General features: G+C 56.9%; 17 protein-coding genes and 1 pseudogene. 12 read left to right on the top strand and 6 right to left on the bottom strand.

Annotated features, from left to right (window positions below; translation table 11 throughout):
• Positions 1-262 precede the first annotated feature (262 nt).
• Positions 263-979: a GntR family transcriptional regulator gene (locus tag Q4D85_RS13080; RefSeq protein ID WP_303201046.1), complete on the bottom strand. Its 717-nt coding sequence runs from the start codon at positions 977-979 to the stop codon at positions 263-265.
• A gap of 165 nt (positions 980-1,144) precedes the next feature.
• Here Q4D85_RS13080 and mtnA point away from each other — a divergent pair, with 165 nt between their 5' ends.
• The 7 genes from mtnA to Q4D85_RS13045 all read left to right on the top strand — a co-directional run bounded on the left by mtnA (position 1,145) and on the right by Q4D85_RS13045 (position 9,118).
• On the top strand, positions 1,145-2,185 hold the full coding sequence (gene mtnA / locus Q4D85_RS13075; protein ID WP_303201044.1) for an S-methyl-5-thioribose-1-phosphate isomerase: 1,041 nt from the start codon (positions 1,145-1,147) through the stop codon (positions 2,183-2,185).
• Positions 2,186-2,214: 29 nt separating this feature from the next.
• On the top strand, positions 2,215-3,312 hold the full coding sequence (locus Q4D85_RS13070) for a substrate-binding domain-containing protein (RefSeq protein WP_303201042.1): 1,098 nt from the start codon (positions 2,215-2,217) through the stop codon (positions 3,310-3,312).
• 92 nt (positions 3,313-3,404) lie between these two features.
• On the top strand, positions 3,405-5,024 hold the full coding sequence (locus Q4D85_RS13065; protein ID WP_303201040.1) for a sugar ABC transporter ATP-binding protein: 1,620 nt from the start codon (positions 3,405-3,407) through the stop codon (positions 5,022-5,024).
• Positions 5,025-6,053 carry an ABC transporter permease gene (locus tag Q4D85_RS13060; protein WP_303201037.1) on the top strand — a complete coding sequence of 343 codons (1,029 nt, stop codon included), beginning with the start codon at positions 5,025-5,027 and terminating at the stop codon, positions 6,051-6,053.
• A 42-nt stretch (positions 6,054-6,095) separates the two neighbouring features.
• Entirely contained in the window at positions 6,096-7,328 is a 1,233-nt protein-coding gene (gene mtnK, locus Q4D85_RS13055; protein ID WP_303201034.1) for an S-methyl-5-thioribose kinase, read from the top strand.
• Positions 7,329-7,521: 193 nt separating this feature from the next.
• Positions 7,522-8,757: an NADH:flavin oxidoreductase/NADH oxidase family protein gene (locus Q4D85_RS13050; RefSeq protein ID WP_303201032.1), complete on the top strand. Its 1,236-nt coding sequence runs from the start codon at positions 7,522-7,524 to the stop codon at positions 8,755-8,757.
• A 13-nt stretch (positions 8,758-8,770) separates the two neighbouring features.
• Complete coding sequence (locus tag Q4D85_RS13045; RefSeq protein WP_047262666.1) at positions 8,771-9,118, top strand: helix-turn-helix transcriptional regulator; 348 nt, start codon at positions 8,771-8,773, stop codon at positions 9,116-9,118.
• A gap of 299 nt (positions 9,119-9,417) precedes the next feature.
• Here the strand turns inward: Q4D85_RS13045 and Q4D85_RS13040 are convergent, their stop codons facing one another.
• Positions 9,418-10,491 (bottom strand): DUF5692 family protein, encoded by a 1,074-nt coding sequence (locus Q4D85_RS13040; protein ID WP_303201030.1) that lies wholly within the window; start codon positions 10,489-10,491, stop codon positions 9,418-9,420.
• A gap of 379 nt (positions 10,492-10,870) precedes the next feature.
• On the opposite strand from Q4D85_RS13040, the gene Q4D85_RS13035 reads away from it, so the two are divergent.
• On the top strand, positions 10,871-12,709 hold the full coding sequence (locus Q4D85_RS13035; protein ID WP_303201029.1) for an ABC transporter ATP-binding protein: 1,839 nt from the start codon (positions 10,871-10,873) through the stop codon (positions 12,707-12,709).
• Positions 12,710-12,717: 8 nt separating this feature from the next.
• Here Q4D85_RS13035 and Q4D85_RS13030 read toward each other — a convergent pair whose 3' ends face one another.
• The 3 genes from Q4D85_RS13030 to Q4D85_RS13020 all read right to left on the bottom strand — a co-directional run bounded on the left by Q4D85_RS13030 (position 12,718) and on the right by Q4D85_RS13020 (position 16,074).
• On the bottom strand, positions 12,718-13,836 hold the full coding sequence (locus Q4D85_RS13030; RefSeq protein ID WP_303201027.1) for a hypothetical protein: 1,119 nt from the start codon (positions 13,834-13,836) through the stop codon (positions 12,718-12,720).
• Between the two features lie 51 nt (positions 13,837-13,887).
• A complete protein-coding gene (locus Q4D85_RS13025) occupies positions 13,888-14,268 on the bottom strand; it encodes a hypothetical protein (protein WP_303201025.1) in 381 nt (126 codons plus the stop codon).
• A 273-nt stretch (positions 14,269-14,541) separates the two neighbouring features.
• Positions 14,542-16,074: a PucR family transcriptional regulator gene (locus Q4D85_RS13020; RefSeq protein ID WP_303201023.1), complete on the bottom strand. Its 1,533-nt coding sequence runs from the start codon at positions 16,072-16,074 to the stop codon at positions 14,542-14,544.
• Positions 16,075-16,213: 139 nt separating this feature from the next.
• On the opposite strand from Q4D85_RS13020, the gene gabT reads away from it, so the two are divergent.
• The 4 genes from gabT (at position 16,214) to Q4D85_RS13000 (ending at position 19,972) form a co-directional block, all read left to right on the top strand.
• Positions 16,214-17,542, top strand: coding sequence for a 4-aminobutyrate--2-oxoglutarate transaminase (gene gabT, locus Q4D85_RS13015; protein WP_303201022.1), 1,329 nt, complete (start codon positions 16,214-16,216; stop codon positions 17,540-17,542).
• A gap of 3 nt (positions 17,543-17,545) precedes the next feature.
• Positions 17,546-18,997, top strand: coding sequence for an NAD-dependent succinate-semialdehyde dehydrogenase (locus Q4D85_RS13010; RefSeq protein ID WP_303201020.1), 1,452 nt, complete (start codon positions 17,546-17,548; stop codon positions 18,995-18,997).
• A gap of 285 nt (positions 18,998-19,282) precedes the next feature.
• Positions 19,283-19,618 carry a hypothetical protein gene (locus Q4D85_RS13005; RefSeq protein ID WP_303201018.1) on the top strand — a complete coding sequence of 112 codons (336 nt, stop codon included), beginning with the start codon at positions 19,283-19,285 and terminating at the stop codon, positions 19,616-19,618.
• An 18-nt stretch (positions 19,619-19,636) separates the two neighbouring features.
• Positions 19,637-19,972, top strand: a complete 336-nt coding sequence (locus Q4D85_RS13000; protein ID WP_303201017.1) for a hypothetical protein — start codon at positions 19,637-19,639, stop codon at positions 19,970-19,972.
• Positions 19,973-20,042: 70 nt separating this feature from the next.
• Here the strand turns inward: Q4D85_RS13000 and Q4D85_RS12995 are convergent.
• Positions 20,043-20,263 (bottom strand): annotated as a pseudogene (locus Q4D85_RS12995) (hypothetical protein); the annotation flags it as partial.

Raw genomic sequence — 20,263 nt, 5'->3', positions numbered from 1 at the left:
CCCGTTTCACAAAAGTCAGCGATAGATAGATCGAGTATCGGACGGCTTGGTTATCCCGCACGGCGATTTCTCGTGGTCGCGATTTCTCGTGATCCCTATTTCAGGTAACCACTTTCCAGGTGACCATTTTTCACACGATTGCACGTGACAACTTCGCGCCGATACCCATCAGCATAACCCATATTTGTATGACAAGTTTTCTATATTAGAAACAACTTATTCAGACATGTTAAGCAGATGAAGATGGCGTGAGCATGAGATGCTATGAAACTGAGCGATGCACCGTGAAGGTGTAGCGCCCCTCAATGAAATAGGTTTGACTGTAGAGCAAAAGCTCGCCGCGCGCGTCGTAGTGCAGCTGCTTGAGCAGCACATACAGATCGTGCGCCGATTCTTCTTTACCCCAACCCACGTGGCGTGAACTGACCGCGTGAACCTCGGCAACGGACGAATGCGGAAATAGCCCGAGATCGTTGCGGAATTGCTCGAAAAGCGAACCGCCAGCGATGCTGGGATCGAAATCCTTGGGAACAATGGCGGCAGGAATGAGGTCGTAGGAATAGGCCAAAGTAACCCCGTCGCCGCTGATAATCCGCCTGATTTCCAGAACCTCTTCACCGGCTGGCAGGTTCATATACTCGGCCTCAGCAGGCATAACAGGCCGTCGCATCACCATGGAATACTCCATGCCCGGCACCCGGCCGGAACGCCTAATGGATTCCGTAATCGAATCCAGTTCTTCCAATCCCGCCTGAACATCGGGCCGTTCTTGGACGAAGGTTCCCGCCCCCTGTTTCGGCTTGACTAAACCGATGGCTTCCAGCTGTTTTAAGGCGGCCCGGATGGTTGAGCGGGAGACCCCATAGTTCTCACACAGCTCGTTTTCGCTGGGCAGTTTCTCACCACTGGCTATCTCGTTGCGCATAATCGCAGCCTGAATATCTCCTGCAACCTTCCGAGACAGACTCTGCTGCGTCATCATTGCTCCTTTTACCCATGCCGCCGAGTGGCGGTTTTACACCTTGTGAAAATTCTAACTCACGCAGGGGCATACAACTTCGTCAAAGCTATTGACACCCTGTCCCTTTCAGACTTACCATCAACGTAACTTGTAATACAATTTCAAACAGGAGGGATACAAGTCGTGTTCAAAGCCATTGAATGGGTTGAGTCCCCGCAGGTAGCCATCCGGCTGCTCGATCAAACCGCACTCCCATCCGTCGAAAAGTATATCGACATTATCGAAACTGCTTCCTTAGTCGATGCCATTCAACGCCTCGTTGTTCGCGGCGCCCCCGCACTCGGCGCTTCCGGTGCCTACGGCGTCGCCCTCGCCATGGCCGAGGCGAAGCGCAACGACTGGTCCGAGGCACAATTGCACGAAGCAATCCAATCCGTGCGTGACGCCCGCCCCACCGCCGTCAATCTCGCCTGGGGCGTAGACCAAGTACGCGATCTGGTGCCGGACGGCATCGACGCTGTTCTCACCGCCGCTCACCTCATCGCGGAGGCAGATGTGGCGAACAATAAGAAACTGTCTGAGCTTGGTGCCGATTGGATTCTGGAGAAAACCGGCAAAGACAAAGTCCGGGTCATCACCCACTGCAACACCGGCGGCCTAGCCACCGTGGGTTGGGGCACCGCGCTTGGCATCATCCGCGAACTGCACGATCGCGGCGCACTTGAAATCGTCTACGCCGACGAAACCCGCCCGCTTCTACAAGGAGCCCGCCTGACCAGCTGGGAGCTGAAACAACTGGGCATCGACCATTTCGTCGAGGCCGATGGCGCAGCGTCCTCCACGATTTTGCGGGGGCTTGTCGACGTCGCCATTATCGGGGCCGACCGCATCACCGCTAATGGCGACACCGCAAACAAAGTCGGCTCGGTCGCGCTCGCGCTCGCCTGCCAGCGCGCCGGAATCCCCTTCGTCGTCGCCGCCCCCGCCTCCACCGTCGATCTTGATACCGCCACCGGCGACGGTATCCACATCGAATTGCGCACCGACAGCGAAGTGCACGAATTCCAAGGGGTGCGCGCCACGCCTGACAGCGTCAAGGGATTTAATCCCGCCTTTGATGTCACGCCGTTCGATCTGATCTCCGCCATCGCCACCGAAAACGGCGTGGCAGAACCAGCCACCGCCAATGATCCCCGCGTGATGGAAACAGTCGTCACACGTTAATCCCCCTTCCCCCAATGTGAGGAACCATAATGAAAACATCCAAAATCTTAGGCGTCATCGCCAGCGTCATGCTGCTTGCCGCGTGTACCCAAGAAACCACCTCTGATGCGCCTGCGACGAAAGCCGCAAACGAACCCACCGCCTCGGTTGCCAAAGCAAGCGCCGATGTACCCGAATCCGTAAAGGGTGCTGCGATCGCTATCGTCCAAAACACCGGCCAAGGCGACTACTTCCAGCAATATCTCAACGGCACCCGGCAACAGGCCGCGGCACTGGGCATGGAACTAAGCGTCTACGACGCCCAGGGAGATAACTCCACCCAAGCGTCCCAGCTCGATCAGGCCATCGCTTCTGGGGCCAAGGGCATTATCGTGCGCCACGGTTTCGCCGATACGCTGTGCCCTGGCGTTAATAAGGCCATCGATCAGGGCATTACCGTTGTCGCCTACGATGTGGAAATCCAAGGCTGCGCCCCGCGGGCGATCCAAACCCAGCAATCCGACGAGCTCATGGCGTCGTTGGTGCTGGATCTGATGAAGGAGGAAGTCGCTTCCGGCAGCGAAGTCGGCTACGTCAACGTGGCGGGCATCGCACCGCTGGATCGTCGTGACGCGGTGTGGCGTAAATACGTCGAAGATAACAACTGGTCGGAGAAGTTCAAGACCGGTAAATACACCGCCTCCACCGCTACCGACTCCGCGCCAATGGTCGATAACGCACTCAAGGCAAACCCAGGGGTTACCGGCATCTATGCGCCTTACGACGAGCTGACCAAGGCGACGTTGACCGCATTGGCTCAAAATCCGGGGCTAACCGACAAGGTCTTTGTCTACGGTGCTGATATCTCCACGGCGGACATCGCCCTCATGGTAGAAGACGGCAGCCCGTGGCGAGCCACCGGCGCTACCGACCCGAACGCCATCGGCGCCGCAGTGGTTCGTACCCTTGCCTTGCAATTGGCTGGGGAATTGACGGAAACCAAGGTGGAATTCCCGCCGATCCTCATCACCCAGGATTACCTGCGGGAGAACAAGATCACCAACATGGATCAGTTGCGCGAAAAGAACGACAAGTTGAATATCTCCGACGTTTCCAGCGCCGACTGGATTCCGGCAGTGACGTTCTAACTACCGCATGTCACGCACTGCAATAAGCGAGAAGTTTTAAATGTTCTATCGCAGTTCACCGCCACCCGGCTTTCTATTAAGCGAGGCCACGCATGTCTAACCACACCGACCAAGCGGTTTTGTCACTGGAAAACCTGGAAAAGTCCTTCGGCAAAAACCAAGTTCTCAAAGGTGTTTCCTTCAAGCTGTACCCCGGAAAAGTCACTGCGCTGTTAGGGGCAAACGGGGCAGGCAAATCCACACTGATTAAAGTGCTTGCCGGTTTATATCCACCCTCCGGCGGCACCGTCTATGTGGGCACCGAACCGGTGACGATCACCAGTCCGCGCGACGCCGATGCGCACGGCATTCAGGTTGTGCACCAGCGGGTGTCCGATTCCATCGTGCCGGGGCTGACGGTGGCGGAGAATCTGTGTTTCGAAGAAATTGCCGCTAATGTCATCCACCCGCTGACCAGCCCGAGCAAGATCATGGCTCGGGCCCGGGAGATCATCGCCACTTTGGAATTGGAGTGGGATGATTCCTTCCTGCGCACAGACGTCGCGGACTTAGGCATCGCTGATGGGCAGCTACTCTTGCTGGCTCGGGCGTTGATTCACCAGCCAAAGGTCCTTATTTTGGACGAGCCCACCTCTACCCTTTCGCATAGCGAAGTGGAGCGGCTCTTCGAAAAAATCGTGTGGCTGAAAGAAAACGGTGTGGCTATCTTGTACGTCTCGCACCGCATGGGCGAGATCGCCCGCCTGGCCGATGACCTGGTGGTGTTGCGCGACGGCCGGATTGTGTTCGCCGACACGCGAACCTTCGAATTAGGCCGCGCCATCGATGCGATGTTGGGCACCCAACCAGCCGCAGCCGGTGCGGTCGACGAAGTTGCACTCGCCGGAGATACAACCCGCGCGGTCGGTGGCGTCGGGGACGCTGGAGATACAGCACCAGCGTCCTCCGATTCGGAGCACATCGTCGTCGAGGAGCAACGCGGCACGGAGGTGACGATCGAGCTTTTCGACGTCCAAGTGCTCCCGCGCAGCGCACCGTTTGATTTGGAAATCCGCAGTGGTGAAGTAACCGGCGTCCTGGGTCTGATCGGCTCCGGGAAAACCGAGCTTGCCATGGGTATTTACGGGGTGCGCCCCTATATCGCAGGTTCCATCAAACTCCACGGCCAGCCGTTTGTGCCTCGTCACCCCCACGATTGTGTGGCGCGTGGAATCTACCTGGTTCCGGAGGACCGGGTAGAACAAGCGATGCTTCCGGATTGGAGCATCGCCGACACCGTGAACTTGCCATTTTTGCATCGGGTCAGCACAAATGGGGTGCTCAGCACCCAGAAGCACGCCCTGGTCGGCGAAAAGGTCATCGATAGCCTGGGCGTGATCTGCACCGACGTTCACCAAAGCGTCGATTCGCTTTCCGGCGGTAACCAGCAGAAAGTGGTCGTGGGCCGGTGGCTGGTCAATGACCCGCAAATCTTTATTCTTGACGAGCCATTCCGGGGCGTTGATATTGGCGCCCGCCGTGAAATTTCCCGCCAGCTGCGCGAATTGGCGGCGACTGGCGCAACAGTTCTTGTTCTGTCCTCCGATGTCGACGAAATCCGGGAGGTCTCAGACCGGGTGTTGGTGTTGGTTGATGGTTCGGTCCGGTTGGATTCCTATAACAGTGAACTTGCGTTTGACACAATCGTTGCAACTATGTCGGAGGTAGCATAAATGAATACCGAAAAGGCACACCCAGACCGCACGCTTGATCTGAAAGAATTACTGGTCAAGTGGGGCTTTATCGTGATTACGATCGTGCTGTTTATATATTTCTCCGCCACCTTGCCCGCCTTTAGAACCACCGATTCCATGTTCGCGTTGTTGAAATTCGCATCGGTGACCGCGATCCTCGGGCTTGGCATCACCATCTCCATGGTTGTCGGTGGCTTGGATATGTCCATCGGTTCCACCGCCGGGTTATCGGTGCAATTAGCCGCCATGACCATGGTGTTCTATAACTACACCGGCGGGGTGGCAATACTGGTGGTTCTGATCGGCGGATTGATCGTCGGCCTGTTAAATGCCCTGCTCATCGTGGTTCTTAAGGTTCCCGACATGTTGGCAACCCTCGGCATGATGTTCGTTATCCAGGGCGCAAAGCTGATCCCGGTCGCCGGGCAATCGGTTTCCGCCGGAATGGTCATGAGCGATGGTTCCCAAGCGCCCGGCAAATTCACCACTTCGTTCCTCATGATCGACCGGGGTTCTATCGGGCCGATCCCGATCCCTGTCATCATCATGATCGTGCTCACGGTTGTGACCTGGTTCTTCCTGGCTAAAACTAAATGGGGTCGGATCATGTACGCGGTGGGTTCTAATCCCGAGGCCGCCCGGATCGCCGGTGTGAAGGTGGGCCAGTACCGGGCGATGGCGTATATCCTCTCCGCCATGTTCGCCTCCATCGGTGGCCTAATTCTTGCGTCCCGCATCGGGCAGGGCGACGTCAATGCTGGCGCTTCTTCCCTGCTGGAGGCAGTGGCCGTCGCGTTGGTCGGCACCTCAGTTTTGGCCATGAATAAGCCGAATGCGTGGGGCACCTTGCTGGGGGCGGTGCTGATCGGCATTGTGTTGACCGGCCTTACCATGAACGGTTTCCAGTACTACTACCAAGACACCGCCAAGGGGTTGGTACTGATCCTCGGCCTGATCTTCGCCTACACCCTTTCCAAGAAAGCTGTCCGGTTTAAACCGGCAGTGTGACACACGCTGTTATTCACGTAGATTTCATCAGGAGGTTTTGACGTGGTTTCCACTTACGGCTACGAGGCAATGAGCCTTGAAGAGCTCGGTTCCTATATTGCTTCCCGCCCGCAACTTGCAGGTCTTATCGACACCGATAATCTCACGGTCACCGAAGAAATCGGCGACGGGAACCTCAATTTCGTCTACCGGGCGGGCGACAACCAGGGACGCTCGTTGATAGTCAAACAGGCTCTTCCGTTTGTCCGCATGACCGGCGAGGGCTGGCCTATGACCCCGGAGCGCGCCCGCTTCGAAGCTAGTTCGCTGAAGATTCACGGCAATCTGGTTCCCGACCTGGTGGTGCGGGTACTGGACGAAAACATGGATCGCTACATTTTCGTCATGGAGGATTTGGCCGACCACACGGTGCTGCGGAAGTCGCTTAATGCCGACGAATCCATCGCCGGGGTCGCGGCGAAAATTGGTGCCTATGTCGGCGCGCTCGCGGTGGATACCTCCCCGCTCGGCGTAAACCGGGAGGTTTTCGGCACCTACCAGGCAGATTTCGTCAATTCGGAACTATCTACCATCACCGACGATTTGGTGTTCACCGAACCGATCCGTGACATTGGCCGCAATTCCACCTTGGATGCCAATAAGGCCGACGCGGAAGATTTCGCCGCCGACCCGGTAATGAAGCGGCTTAATGCCAAGGCTAAGTGGGATTTCCTTACCCGCAAGGAGGCGCTGATTCACGGTGATTTGCACACCGGCTCCGTGATGGTGCGTGCCGATGCCGATGCTGAGCCAAGCGTCAAGGTTTTCGATTCGGAATTCGCCTGTTTGGGCCCGGTCGGTTTCGATCTCGGCGCGATCATGGCCAATTACGTTATCGCCGCCGCCCGCGCCGTGGCGCTGGAGCAGCCAGACCGGGCGCGGTGGCTCGTGGAGCAGTGCCAGGAGGTGCTTGATGGTTTCGACGCGGAGGTTACGCGTCGAATAGCGGCGCACGATCCGGACCCGTTGTGGGATACGGAGTTTATTGCCCGCCATCTGCATCAGTGGCATATCGATGCCTGGATGTTCAGCGCCTGCAAGATGTCGCGGCGGGTGGTGGGTGCCGCGAAAACCGCCGACCTGACCACTCTCGACCCGGCGTTGCGTGAGGGGGCGGATCGGGGCGTGTTGCTGTGCGCCCGCCAGATCGCGCAGTGGACCGTCGGCGAGGAAACCGGCGATGATCTGTCCACCCGCCCGGCGCGGTTGTTGGAGATTCTCAGCGGCCAACGCTAGATCCACGCGGTAAAAATCCCCATGTCCCCAGCGGAGATGGGGATTGTCGCTTTTCGACGCCGCCCGTGCTAGTTGTTCATCGTCGTGGTCGTGCGGTGAAAGGTTGTTGGAGAGCTTGCGTATAAGAAACCGGGGTGGTTACGCTGACCCATGTAACCAAATGTCGAAACATTTAGACGAATGGAGTTTTAGTATGACGCCCCGCCACATCGCCGAACCGATCACCCTGCCATCTGGTGCCGTTGTAAAAAACCGTTTCTTCAAATCGGCCATGCACGAAGCTTTAGGTACTACCGCAGGTGCCCCCGATCCGAAAATAGCGCAACTGTATCGCACCTGGGCTGAAGGCGGCGCAGGGGTGTTAGTGACCGGCAATATGATGGTGGATCGCAATCATCCGGGCGAGCCGGGGAATGTTTTTATTGAAGACGAACGTGACCTCGCGGTTTTAAAGGAATGGGCGGCAGCGGGCACTGTGAATGGCACACATTTGTGGATGCAGATTAATCACCCTGGCAAGCAAAGCCCCAAAAGCGTTAACACCGCACCAGTCGCACCCAGTGCGATACCTCTGTCGAGTGATGCCGATGCATTCTTCGCCACGCCCCGAGCATTAACAATCACGGAAATCCATCAGGTACAACAAAAATTCGTTACCACCGCGGTTATTGCCCAGAAAGCGGGTTTTACCGGAGTGCAGATTCACGCCGCCCACGGCTATCTGGTCAGCCAGTTTTTGTCCCCGGAACACAACCAGCGCACGGACGAATATGGCGGCAGCCTGGAAAACCGCCAGCGTTTTCTGGTTGAGATTTACCAATCCATGCGGGAAGCGCTGGGGGCCGATTTCCCCATCAGTGTGAAAATGAACTCGACCGACGGAACGAAAGATGGGTTCTCCACTGAAGATTCGCTGGACACGGCCAAAAGGTTGTCTGAGCTTGGGGTTGATGTAATCGAGATTTCCGGCGGCACTTACACCTCGCCGATCATGATGGAAACTGGGCAGTATAGCGGCGGCCGCAGCAAGGCCACCTTCAGCGACTATGCAGTTAAGCTACGCTCCGTAGTCTCCACCCCGGTTGCTGCGACAGGCGGATTCCGAGATGCCGCCGGGATGGAGCAGGCGCTTGCTGACGGCGTTACCGATTTCATAGGGATTGCCCGGCCGTTGGCGCTGTATCCAGACCTACCGAATCAGATTCTTAGCGGCAATACGCAAACATACCTCCTCCCTCGCTTAAGCACCGGTATCAAAACAATCGATGACAGGCTTGGCAGTTTGCTGGGCATTGTTGGATACGAATTGCAGATGCACAAGATAGCGGAAGGCAAAAAGCCGCAGATCACGCGGTTTACCGCAAAACAGGCGCTGCTGCATGCACTGTGGCATCATGGCAAAGCCGCATTGGCTACTCGCCGGGCCTAAAAAGGAAAGTTTTATGCCTAAAGAATTCGAACCGCAAAGTCTGCCCTATTTACAAGAAAGTATCCCCATCTTTGACGCGTTAAAGGACGAACACCGACAGAACCTCTTGGTCACATTGGTCTGTCAGGGTCGGTTGAATATGACTGAGCTTGCACAAAGTTCCACACTTTCGCGCACCGCAGTGTCCCATCACGTGAAAATTTTGGAACGGGTGGGGCTTATCACAGTGACCAAACAGGGCACCACCCGCTTCTGCGAACCCAACCTGGAGCAGGTTCTCCGGCTCTTACATTCACTTGCCACTGCACTGGATTCTGATTTGGCTGCGGCGCGCCGACACCGGGAAGATTCGCCACAATGACAAAAACAATTCTGCATGTTGTTACCAATGTTGATGCTTATCAGGGCCACGATGTCCGTCCCACGGGTTTGTAGCTCACGGAACTTACCTATTCCTAGAAGGTGTTCGAAAAAAGCAGGCTTCACGCAGCTTTTGGTCAGCTTCGTGAAGCTCATACTAAAACTGGATCGCGGAACCGGCTAAGTACTCACAAACGATCGTGCAGATTCTGCCCCGTTACTTCTTAAGGGATGCAGGGATTGTTGCGTGACGACGCCGCCATCGTCAGCTGTTTATCACGGTGGCGGCGTCCACATTGGTTAGGAGTGCGCCAATGGCCGAGCTATGTCGGGACTTATTTCTCTTTTTACCCTAAAGCCTAGTTCTTCTGCTTCTTTTCCTAACCGTCCAGCAATGAGATCCATGTCCTCATCGGTGGCGTGATCGCGCACCATCTCCACGGATTCGGGTAGGTCAGAGTAGATTTCCTGTGTAAGCGGATTACGGCGCAAGGTGACAATCCGGTACAGGTGCCAGGCGAATACACCGATATTGAGCGCGAGCGCAAGGGCCGATAGCGCAAATAGCGCGGTAGGGTTGTGGGCGGAGCGGTGTGCGAACATGGAGTCGTGCATGAAGTGCGGGAAGGTGAGAACCACTGCCGACCAGAGGGTGAGGGTATAAGCGCGATACTGAATCCAGGAGCCTTTGCCAAATTTGAAAAGCACAGGGATGGTGCAAGCAGCTAGGAGGGCGACACCGGAATACCAAGCACGGTCGGCGAGGCAGTTATAGACATAGGCGAGGTTCCAGGCGTCGTAAGCAAGAATCCACCAAATATTAAGATCGGGCCAGATGATGGCGCGGGACTTCCCGTTAGCAACAAAGATTCCCACCCAGCCGGAGATTGCCAGCAGGTTGAGCACCCCGGCGGCGGCGTTCATGAGGTTCCACGGCCCGCCCCAGGTTGCCATGTGTTGGCTGGGGTCCACGCCGTGGATGAAGTAGCACTGGATGTCGCGGATCACTGCTTCGATAATATTAAGCGCCAGTATTGCTGGCGGGATAACCAGGTACCAGTAGTTATGCCGGAGTTTTTTGCGGTATTGCAGGGCCACGAGGCACAGCGATCCGGCGAGTGCGGAGTATTGCTTGACTATGGGGAACCATCCGGCGGAGCTAGTTCCCTGGGTTGAATGGGGCCACCAGAATATGGTGAGCAGGATGGGGGCTACAACGAAAACCGCGAGCACTACCCATTTATTGCGCTGGGCAAGCCATGCGGTGAACGCAAGGGCGAAGGTGACTACTGCCAGCATGGCGTAGTCCCACCATTCGCCGGTTTCGAAGAAGAATAGGGTGGCGTATTCCGGTGCCGGGATTTCAGTCCACATGATGGAGAGGTTCTTTCACAACTAGTGCGGTGGATAGGAATGCAGCCCGGCACGTTAATGGTGATCCGTCTTTTAACCACTGGTGTTTACCTGTAGCGGTGCCCGTCGGTTTGTATTGCGCGCAAACATTTCTACGGCGCAGGTGTGCCGAACTCACTTCCCATTCTAAGCCCCACTCGCGGTTAGCGACACATGAAACCTACCCCTAAACTGGGCACATTCAAACTTTCTTATATAAAACTATGTGGGTTTGATCCACCTTTCCAATAACGAGCAAGGTTACGGTAACCAAGCTATAGCTGCGCGGTAGGAGCTGTTAGGATTACACACCTCACCAGCTGTCATACCAGCCCCCCCACCCGGTTACTAAAAGGTCGTTATGCGTTCGTTTTTCCAGATTTTCTCCACCACCCGCACGTTGTGGCCGCTGTACATCGCGGTAACGCTCACCTCCGTGGCAACAGCGCTCCTGGCGTTGGTCACGCCGTTTTTGGTGCGGGAAGCCACCGACGTCATCGTCGCGGCGGTCGGCGGGGAACCAACCAACTCGCAGCTTTCACCGACCACCATCGTGTTGTTGTTGGCGCTGGGACTACTTGCCGCGGAGGTGGGCAACACCATCGTGCATAATATCGGCGGCTACATCGGCGACGTGTTGTCCGCCCGGCTGCGGCAGATTCTCTCAACCCGGTATTTTGCAAAACTCCTGTCGCTGCCGCAGGGGTATTTCGATAATCAGGTCACCGGCACGATCATTGCCCGACTGGATCGGTCGATCACCTCGATCACCAGTTTCGTCCAGGGTTTCGCCAATAACTTCTTCTCCATGGTTTTAACGGTTGGCGCGGTTTTGGCGGTCACGGCGTATTTTTACTTCCCCATCGCGGTGCTTCTAGCGATCGTCTTCCCGATTTACATGTGGCTTACCGCACTCACCAGTAGCCGGTGGCAAAAGTGGGAGGCGGAAAAGAACGAACAGATCGACGCCGCCAGCGGCAGATTCGCCGAGGTTGTCGGCCAGGTGAAAGTGGTGAAATCCTTCGTTTCCGAAATCCAGGAATTAGCCCTCTTTGCCCGCCGGTTCGCCCGCACGATCACCGTCACCACACGCCAATCCCGGTGGTGGCACCTGATGGACATCGCCCGGGGCTTGGCGGTGAATGCGATTTTCTTCGGCATCTACCTCCTACTTTTCCGCCGCACGTTAACCGGTGATTTCTCTATCGGCACGATGGTTCTGCTGATCCAATTGGTCACGATGGCTAGGCAGCCGATTTACCTCATGAGTTACCTAGTGGATACCGGGCAACGCGCGGTTGCTGGTTCCAAGGATTACTTCGCCGTCATGGCGCAGATACCAGAACCCACCGCTAACCCCCAGCTCGTTGCCGCCGCAACCGCCAGCGGCCCGCTTTCGCTTGTCGACGAACCCCCAACACCCCTTTCACCAGGCGAACCCGTATTGCGGCTTAGCGGGGTGTCCTTTACTTACCCCGGCGACGACCAAGAAACCCACGAGGTGCTTCACGACGTTAGCTTCGTCGCCCACCAAGGGCAACGCATCGCATTGGTAGGGGAATCGGGTGGCGGCAAGTCCACCCTGGTTAATCTGATCCTCGGGCTCTATTCCCCCACCGCTGGCACGCTGGAGGTCTGCGGCCACGATATTGCAGGCGTTCCCGCCGATTCACTACGCGCCAGCGTCGGCGTGGTATTTCAAGAAGCAAGCTTGTTCTCCGGCTCCATTAAGGAGAACATCGCCTATGGCCGTCCCGGCGCGACGGACGCCGCGATCATCGCCGCCGCTCAGAAGGCGAATGCCCACGATTTTATCGCGGAGTTTGCTGATGGTTACGACACCATCATTGGTGAGCGTGGCCTGCGGCTATCAGGTGGGCAGAAGCAACGCGTCGCAGTCGCGCGCGCCATGCTCAAGAACGCGCCGGTTTTGGTTCTTGATGAGGCCACCTCCGCCCTGGACACCAAAAGCGAACGCGCCGTGCAGCAGGGATTAGAAGAGCTCATGGAAAACCGCACCACGCTGATTATCGCCCACCGGCTTTCCACCATCGCTGATGTTGATACCATCATCACCCTCAAAGACGGCCGCGTTGATGAGATCGGCTCCCCCGCGCAGCTCGCCACCACCGGCGGCATCTATTCGGAACTACTGGCGATAACCGATAAGGAGAAACTCAAGAGCTTCGGATTGCAGTGATCTTGCGCCTATTCCTCCAGCCGAAACTCAATCGTCGGCCCGGGATTTCCGCTGGCCTGCACAACGAGTGCATGCTCGCCCGGATACAACGTGCGGGTTTTTACCTCTTTAAACGAGTGGCGTTTGCGTAGTTCAACCTGCCCTCCCGCCGCTATATCCACCCGTGACAGTTTAAAAACCGTTGGCTTAAGCAAGCCATCGGCTTTCCGGTAGTGCAGTTGGTAATCAACGATCACGTCGCGGTCAACATCGCCGTCGTTACGAATCACCACGGCAATCTCGGCGCTGGTACCAATGCGCGGATTCACTGGTGTGATGCTGCACCGGTCGACGTACACCTGCGGGTCGGCCTGTACCCCGATAACCGCCAGCGCCTCCGGGTGCCCGGTTTTAATAAGTGTCCGTAACCCCTTTTCCACTATCCACCGGGTCCGCGAGCTATTGCTGATGGCAAGCCATTGACGTGCGGTTTCCACCGCATATTCGGGGTGATCTTTGGAAATGTCGTTGAGGTTATTCGCAACAGACGTCCGTACGTAAGCCGATGGGTCGTCGATAAGCACGGTGATGACATCGACGATCGGCTGCGGGTCCGCGATAAACGGCGCAAACCGCCCCGCCCATGGCAATCGGCTGCGAATCCCCTCGCTGGCAAGCCTGCGCACGTTATGGCTTTCCGACGTCGACCACCGCTTAACGTGCGCCATCGTTAGATCGTGCCACCGATCCAAAAACGGCCGGATGGCGAACTCCCCCGTATGCCGCCTGGTTATCTGTTCGATCGCCGCGAGCGACTGCTCAGGGTGGTCCCCGCCGTAATCCTCAACCAATTGCGCAACCGGCATCAGATACCAGGATTCGGTGAACATCCCCTGGTCCTCGCGCAGCTCCGGCCCCAAGGACGCAACTATAATGTCCAGCTTTTCGACGTAATCACCCGGCAACCGTTCGTACAATTCCCGGGCGATCACCCGAACCCGATCTTTTAATTCCAGATCGGGAACCTGCCGCTCCACCGCGGCGCAGAAATCTTCCACATCCAAGCCACCAGCCTGATCCCCCACCATCGCGCAGATTCTTCGGACGCAGTCACCATCAAAGTGTCTCTTCAACGAGTAATCGGACATACCAAACAGGCTACGCGAAGACCACGCCTGGACTTTTTAAACAACGCACCCCTATAGCGAAGCAGCAAGTTGAGCTGCCCGCTGATAGGAAACATCAAGAATTATTCCCATGTCACGAACGGTATATCCTTGTTCCTTCAATGCCGCAACCACAGCTTGTCGCGTTTGAATGGCTTCGGCACGGATCTCATCCGACTGCCGGTAAAGATAATCGGCGCGCTCTTTAAGTTCTGCAATAGCGGGATTTACAATCGGCTCCACGACAATATCAACTTCGGATTCGTCCAATTGTGCCAAGTACGCGATTGCCTCACGCATTTCGTCTGCGACTTGGTCAAGACGTCGAGTTTGAGAAACCGCACCCACCTCGGCGCATTCAAGAACCCATACGTCACCGGCACCTCGCTCAGCAGTGACTGTAAAAGTAGGCATTACCTCCACCACCCCTTCCCTAACTCGTTAGCGAACTGGTCAAAAAACTTTCGTGCTGTCACATCGTCAATTTCGTTATGCCGACCAAGAGTTCGGGTTGTTTTTCCTACCCTATAAGCGTCATGCCGGGTAAGGGAGATTTCCTCAAACTCCAATCCTTGACGTTTCGCCTCAGCTCTGAGTTTTTTAATGATTGCAGTGCGCTTCACAATGATAGTCTACCCCCATGCGACTTATCAAGTCTAGCGATAATAGACATTATTTTGAAAAGCCCTACACCGCCTGCGTTATCACCACCAGAAGTAGTTCCGCGCAGGTAACGGGGTTATTCAGGCTTAGCTCGCAGACTGTTTCGATTTTCTGAAGTCGGGTGCGCATGGTGTGGCGGTGGATGCCAAGCATGTGGGAGGCATCCGCCACGTGGTTCCCGCTGCGCAGATATGCCGATAAGGTGGCGACGAGATCGGAATTGGTTTTCTTATCGTAATCAGCAAGCCGCCCGATGGTTTCGGCGGCGCGGCCGCGCAGTGCCTGCTGCACGGATGGTTCGTGCAGCCAACTAAGGCTGGTGGAGTCGGCGGTGGCGGTTCCCCCAGGTTGTAAGGCAAGGGCGGTGGAGCACAATGCATCGACCGTCGCCGTGGTGACTGATCGCCAGGATACAACCGCGCCGATGGCGATTTTTAGTTTGGGTTTGTGTTCGGCAAACATGTCAACGATTTCGGCCTGCGGCAGGGCGGCGGTAAGGAGGAATAGTTGGAAACCACCAGCAAGCGGCATTGTGCATTGGCTATAGCCGCGCAGGGCAAGGTGCTTATCACAGGAGGTAACGGCACGAGTGAGTGTGGTGGCGCTGTCACTGTGAATGACGACGAGGCGGACGTCGTCGTGGCCGTCGCTTAGCGGGGCGAAGATTCGCGCCAACGCGCCGTGGTCGGGAGCGGTTTCGCGCTGGTGGGCCAGCAGCATTTCTAAGGCTAAGGTATTGAGTTCATTCCGGGATTGTCGAACGTCAGCAGGCAGGTGCAACAGAATATCCGCCAGGCCCGCAGCGTAGGAAACAATGCGGTTGGCGAGCTTGGAATACGGTTGCGGCGCGGTGGTTACCAACACATGACGGGAAGCACCCTGGGCGGAGAGTTTTTGAATGAGGTGGTACTTTCCGGCGGTGGAAAACGCCCGGCTTAACGCCAGATCATGCGGCGTTTGCTTGGCTGCGACCGCAGCAGCGTCCATGCCCGCATGGGGAACCGATTCCACCACGGTGCCGTCAACATTGCAGACGGCCACCGCAGCGGTGATCTCATGGGCGAGGGTGCGCAGTAAGGCGGGAATGCCGCCAGCGATTGCGGCTGCGTGCAGCTTGTTTTGCAGTTTCAGCTGGGTTGCCTGTTGTTGACTTTCCCGCCGGGCAAATTCGGTGCGCACGGTGGTAAGAATCGACACGAACGGCACGTCGCGCGGCACCTCAAACAATGCGAGGTGTGCCTCCCGGGCGGCGTCGACAAGCGCGGACGGGACGATATCGAAGCTTAAGCCCGTGCCGAAACCGATAGCGGCAACCCCGGCTTGGGAAAGATTGCGCACGTAGTCGGCGAATTTCGCGGGCGTGGATTCAAAAGCCAGGCCAACGAGCAGCACGAGCGCGCCGGGGCTTAAAAACTCGCTGGGATTCTCCAATTCCGTTGGTTGCACAACGGTGAAGCGGGTGTTGGTGTGGGTGAGTTTTTTCAACTTGAGTTTCTTCTGATTCATCAGCCACTCCAGGCTGATGGTTTCGCTTTCCGTCACCACAGGTTGCGCCACCGCACACCTCCCGCCATTAGGTAGAAATGCCTCATTCCTTTTCGCCCAATGGTACATGGTTTCTTCCGGCGTGCACCCCAGATAATGAAGCAGAAAACCAATATTTAGCTGGCACGCAGAAACAGAAAGCGAGCGTCACATGATCGAAATGGATTTCCGTATCCCGCAGCAACGTGAAGTAGCCACCGATGGATTCGGGGCAAAAAGCGCCGAGCTCGATTCCCGGCGGCACAACGCCCTCCCCCGAGCACTGAGTCCTGGGCTGCCCGGCTACGTCGCCGACGCCGACGGCGGCATCCTCGCCGACGTGGACGGCAACCGCTTTATCGACTTCGCATCCGGCATCGCCGTGACCTCCGTGGGTGCCGCAAACCCGGCGGTCATCGCGGCCATCACCGAGGCTGCGCAACACTTCACCCACACCTGTTTCATGGTCTCCCCCTACGAAAGCTACGTGGCGCTGGCGGAAAAGCTCAACGAACTTACCCCAGGTGACCACCACAAGAAAACCGTATTGCTCAATTCCGGCGCGGAGGCGGTAGAAAACGCGGTGAAAATCGCGCGCGCCTACAACGGCAAGAAAGCAGTCGTCGTGTTCGACAACGGCTACCACGGCCGCACGAACCTCACCATGGCGATGACCGCGAAAAACAAGCCATACAAGACCGGATTCGGCCCGCTCGCCAGCGACGTCTACCGCGCACCAATGTCCTACCCGCTGCGCGACGGTCTCGACGGGGCTGCGGCGGCCCGCCGGTCCATCAAAATGATCGAACAGCAGGTCGGGGCAGAAAACCTCGCCTGCGTTGTCATCGAACCTGTGCAGGGTGAAGGCGGCTTCATCGCGCCCGCGCCGGGCTTCCTCCCCGCGATCGCCGAGTGGTGCCGCGACAACGATGTGGTTTTCGTCGCCGACGAAATTCAGGCGGGATTCTGCCGCACCGGCGACTGGTTTGCCTGCGATAACGAGCAGGTCGTGCCCGACCTGATTACCATGGCGAAAGGCATCGCTGGCGGTATGCCGATCTCGGCGGTGACCGGGCGTGCCGAGATCATGGACGCGCCGGTGCCTGGCGGTTTGGGCGGCACCTACGGCGGCAACCCGGTCGCCTGCGCCGCAGCGCTGGCCGCTATCGAGCAGATGGAAACCTACAATCTCAACGCCCGCGCACGAGCCATCGAAGGAGTCATCACCGAGGTACTCGGCCCGCTCACCGAGCTGGAAACCGTGGCTGAGCTGCGCGGCCGGGGCGCAATGATCGCCCTTGAGCTTGTCGATGCCGCAGGGGATCCGAACCCCGACCTTACCGCCGCCGTCGCCGCCCGTTGTAAGAAAGAGGGAGTTCTCATTCTCACCTGCGGCATGGATGGTAACGTTATCCGCCTGCTGCCCTCCCTCGTCATTCCAGAAGCCGTGCTTCGGGATGGCCTTGAGGTGCTCGCCACCGCCATTAAGGAGCTGTCTTAACTCATGACCTCACTACCCTGCGCCGTCCCATTGGGCGTTCGCCTCGGATTCGCCGAGGTGACCACCAACACCACGTTCGACGTTATCGACCCGGCCACCGAAAAAGTCCTGGCTGCCGTCAGCGACGCTACTTCCACCGAATGGAATGCGGCGTTAGACAAGGCCGTCACGGCGGGTGAGATATGGGCCAAAGCAACACCCCGCGACCGGGCTGAAGTGCTGCGGCGCATTTTCGACCGCATCCATGACCGTGCCTTAGATTTCGCCCAGGTCATGACCCTGGAGATGGGCAAACCCGTGGCCGAAGCCAAAGGCGAAGTCGCCTACGGTGCCGAGTACTTCCGGTGGTTCGCCGAGGAAGCCGTGCGCATTCCCGGCCGCGCCGGAACCGCGCCTGCCGGAATCGGCTCCATGATTATCACCCGCACCCCTGTCGGGCCCGTTCTTGCCATCACCCCGTGGAATTTCCCACTGGCAATGGCAACCCGGAAAATCGCACCCGCCCTCGCCGCAGGCTGCCCGGTCATAGTCAAACCCGCCCAGGAAACCCCACTGACCATGCTGCTGCTTGGCGAAGTCATTACTGAAGTTTTGCAGGAAGCCAATGCACCCGATGGGCTGGTCTCCATCATCCCCACCACGAAATCCGCCGATCTTTCTGCGGAATTAATGGCCGACCCCCGGTTACGCAAAATCACTTTCACCGGCTCCACCGCCGTGGGCAAACACCTGGTACGGCAATCCGCCGACAACCTATTGCGAACCTCCATGGAACTCGGCGGCAATGCACCATTCGTGGTCGCCGCCGACGCCGATCTTGACCTGGTTCTCACCTGTGCGGCCCAAGCAAAAATGCGCAACGGCGGCGAAGCCTGTATTGCGGCCAATCGATTCCTGGTGGACGAATCCATCGCCGAGGAATTTACCGAACGGCTTACCGAGGTCATGGCGTCGTTTAGCACCGGCCACGGGCTTGACGACGGCACCAAGCTCGGCCCCATCATCACCGCGAAACAGCGCGACGGAATCCATGCCCTGGTTACCGACGCCATCGACAACGGCGCCACCTTAACCATCGGCGGCGAAATCCCGGCCGGTCCTGGGTTCTTCTACCCAGCAACAGTTTTGGCCAACGTGCCACACGACACCAAGATTCTGCACGAAGAAATCTTCGGACCGGTTGCCACAATCACCACGTTCAGCAGCTTGGACGAAGGCATCGCCCTGGCCAATAACACCCCGTTTGGCCTGGCCGCCTACGGTTTTAGCGAAAACATCCACACCGCTACTCGGCTAGCCAACGAACTCCAAGCAGGCATGGTGGGTATCAACCGCGCCGCCATTTCCGATCCGGCCGCCCCATTCGGCGGAATCAAACAATCCGGATTCGGCCGCGAAGGCGGTACCGAAGGGATAGAGGAATACCTCGACGTGAAATACATCGCGCTCCCGTAGCCCCCCAGCTGACCAGAAACCCCAGTTGCACAATCGCAAGATTCTTATACAACTGGGGTTTTCGCATGGCGTCACCCACCTTCATTTTTGAAATTCCCTTACGGCACATCCCTTCCCTGACCTTCGAATTTGCTTATTTCAGCGCCTTTTATATTCCTTAAAGACACCCCCGCTTTTCTCACGGAAAAACTATACAAAAAGCCCACTTTCGCATTTTCGCCAGCGCTACCATGAGAAAGGTTTTCCAGCCAGACACTTTTTCAACTTACTTTTGAGGACACAACAATGAAAAAGCATGTTCTTGTAGTGACTGCACTTTCTTTCCTACTCAGCGGATGTGCAGCTATCGATGTTGCGAAAACACTACAAAAAGCCTCAACACAATCAGCCACGGCAAGCACCACCGCTACAAGTGCAACGACAGTAAGCATCCCGCCGGAAAAACCAAACACGCCACGTGAAACTGCGATGGAAAATGACGATTTAGATGTTGGCTTATACGGTCTCCGCGCCCCCGATGGTGTCCTTGATGTAAAACGCACCTTAAGCACCGAACATGACTTCACTGCGGTAAAAAATTACCCGGAGCTTTTGGACTACGATCCATACTACTCAAAGTAGACGGGTGAATACGGAACGATGCCTTTCGAAGAGCTCGTAACAAAGGTCCACGAGTCCCTGGAGAAAACCCATCCATCGACAACCATCGACGGCATGGAATACACGATAACCGAAGACGCACCCAACCCACTGGTCAGCGACACCATAGTCCCAGGTGCCATCTACTCCAATTTCGAATACTGCTGGCAAGAACAAATCGGTGAAAACGTCCACCGTATCCTCTATGTCGAAGTCGAAGAAGTGGAATCTGAGTACGAACGCACCTCCGTTGTGAACTATTCCTATGTAACCCCCTCTCCATTAACCTGTGAGATTCAAAGCCATGGGCGACTAGATTACAACGCGGATATGTAACAGCAAGCCTGATTCTTCAACAAACCCCCACCCACCGGTTTTTTCCCCAATGGCTGGGGGTTACTTACTGCTATTCGCGTACCCAGCTTCCGATGACACCTGGGATTACTTTGGGTTGTTCGCCCAACAGCGCTTTGAGGTTGGTGTCTCGTTCAACACTCGCAGTAATACCCCGTATCGGCTTTTTCCGTTTACGCTGATTCTCGTTATTGTTGTTGTTCTGCCCACCAATAGGCGCCCCGACCATCGGGGTACCAGCACGCCCGCCACTATTTGCACCACCAGCACCAG

The organism is Corynebacterium sp. (assembly GCF_030532965.1).
In the GTDB taxonomy this organism is placed as follows: Bacteria; Actinomycetota; Actinomycetes; order Mycobacteriales; family Mycobacteriaceae; genus Corynebacterium.
This window is presented reverse-complemented; position numbering and strand designations above follow the sequence as displayed.

Bases quoted from the DNA above. Each gene is read 5' to 3' on its own strand.
- Q4D85_RS13080 (WP_303201046.1), bottom strand. From the start codon at position 979: ATGACGCAGCAGAGTCTGTCTCGGAAGGTTGCAGGAGATATTCAGGCT.
- Q4D85_RS13070 (WP_303201042.1), top strand. From the start codon at position 2,215: ATGAAAACATCCAAAATCTTAGGCGTCATCGCCAGCGTCATGCTGCTT.
- Q4D85_RS13065 (WP_303201040.1), top strand. From the start codon at position 3,405: ATGTCTAACCACACCGACCAAGCGGTTTTGTCACTGGAAAACCTGGAA.
- Q4D85_RS13060 (WP_303201037.1), top strand. From the start codon at position 5,025: ATGAATACCGAAAAGGCACACCCAGACCGCACGCTTGATCTGAAAGAA.
- Q4D85_RS13050 (WP_303201032.1), top strand. From the start codon at position 7,522: ATGACGCCCCGCCACATCGCCGAACCGATCACCCTGCCATCTGGTGCC.
- Q4D85_RS13045 (WP_047262666.1), top strand. From the start codon at position 8,771: ATGCCTAAAGAATTCGAACCGCAAAGTCTGCCCTATTTACAAGAAAGT.
- Q4D85_RS13040 (WP_303201030.1), bottom strand. From the start codon at position 10,491: ATGTGGACTGAAATCCCGGCACCGGAATACGCCACCCTATTCTTCTTC.
- Q4D85_RS13035 (WP_303201029.1), top strand. From the start codon at position 10,871: ATGCGTTCGTTTTTCCAGATTTTCTCCACCACCCGCACGTTGTGGCCG.
- Q4D85_RS13030 (WP_303201027.1), bottom strand. From the start codon at position 13,836: ATGTCCGATTACTCGTTGAAGAGACACTTTGATGGTGACTGCGTCCGA.
- Q4D85_RS13025 (WP_303201025.1), bottom strand. From the start codon at position 14,268: ATGCCTACTTTTACAGTCACTGCTGAGCGAGGTGCCGGTGACGTATGG.
- gabT (WP_303201022.1), top strand. From the start codon at position 16,214: ATGATCGAAATGGATTTCCGTATCCCGCAGCAACGTGAAGTAGCCACC.
- Q4D85_RS13010 (WP_303201020.1), top strand. From the start codon at position 17,546: ATGACCTCACTACCCTGCGCCGTCCCATTGGGCGTTCGCCTCGGATTC.
- Q4D85_RS13005 (WP_303201018.1), top strand. From the start codon at position 19,283: ATGAAAAAGCATGTTCTTGTAGTGACTGCACTTTCTTTCCTACTCAGC.
- Q4D85_RS13000 (WP_303201017.1), top strand. From the start codon at position 19,637: ATGCCTTTCGAAGAGCTCGTAACAAAGGTCCACGAGTCCCTGGAGAAA.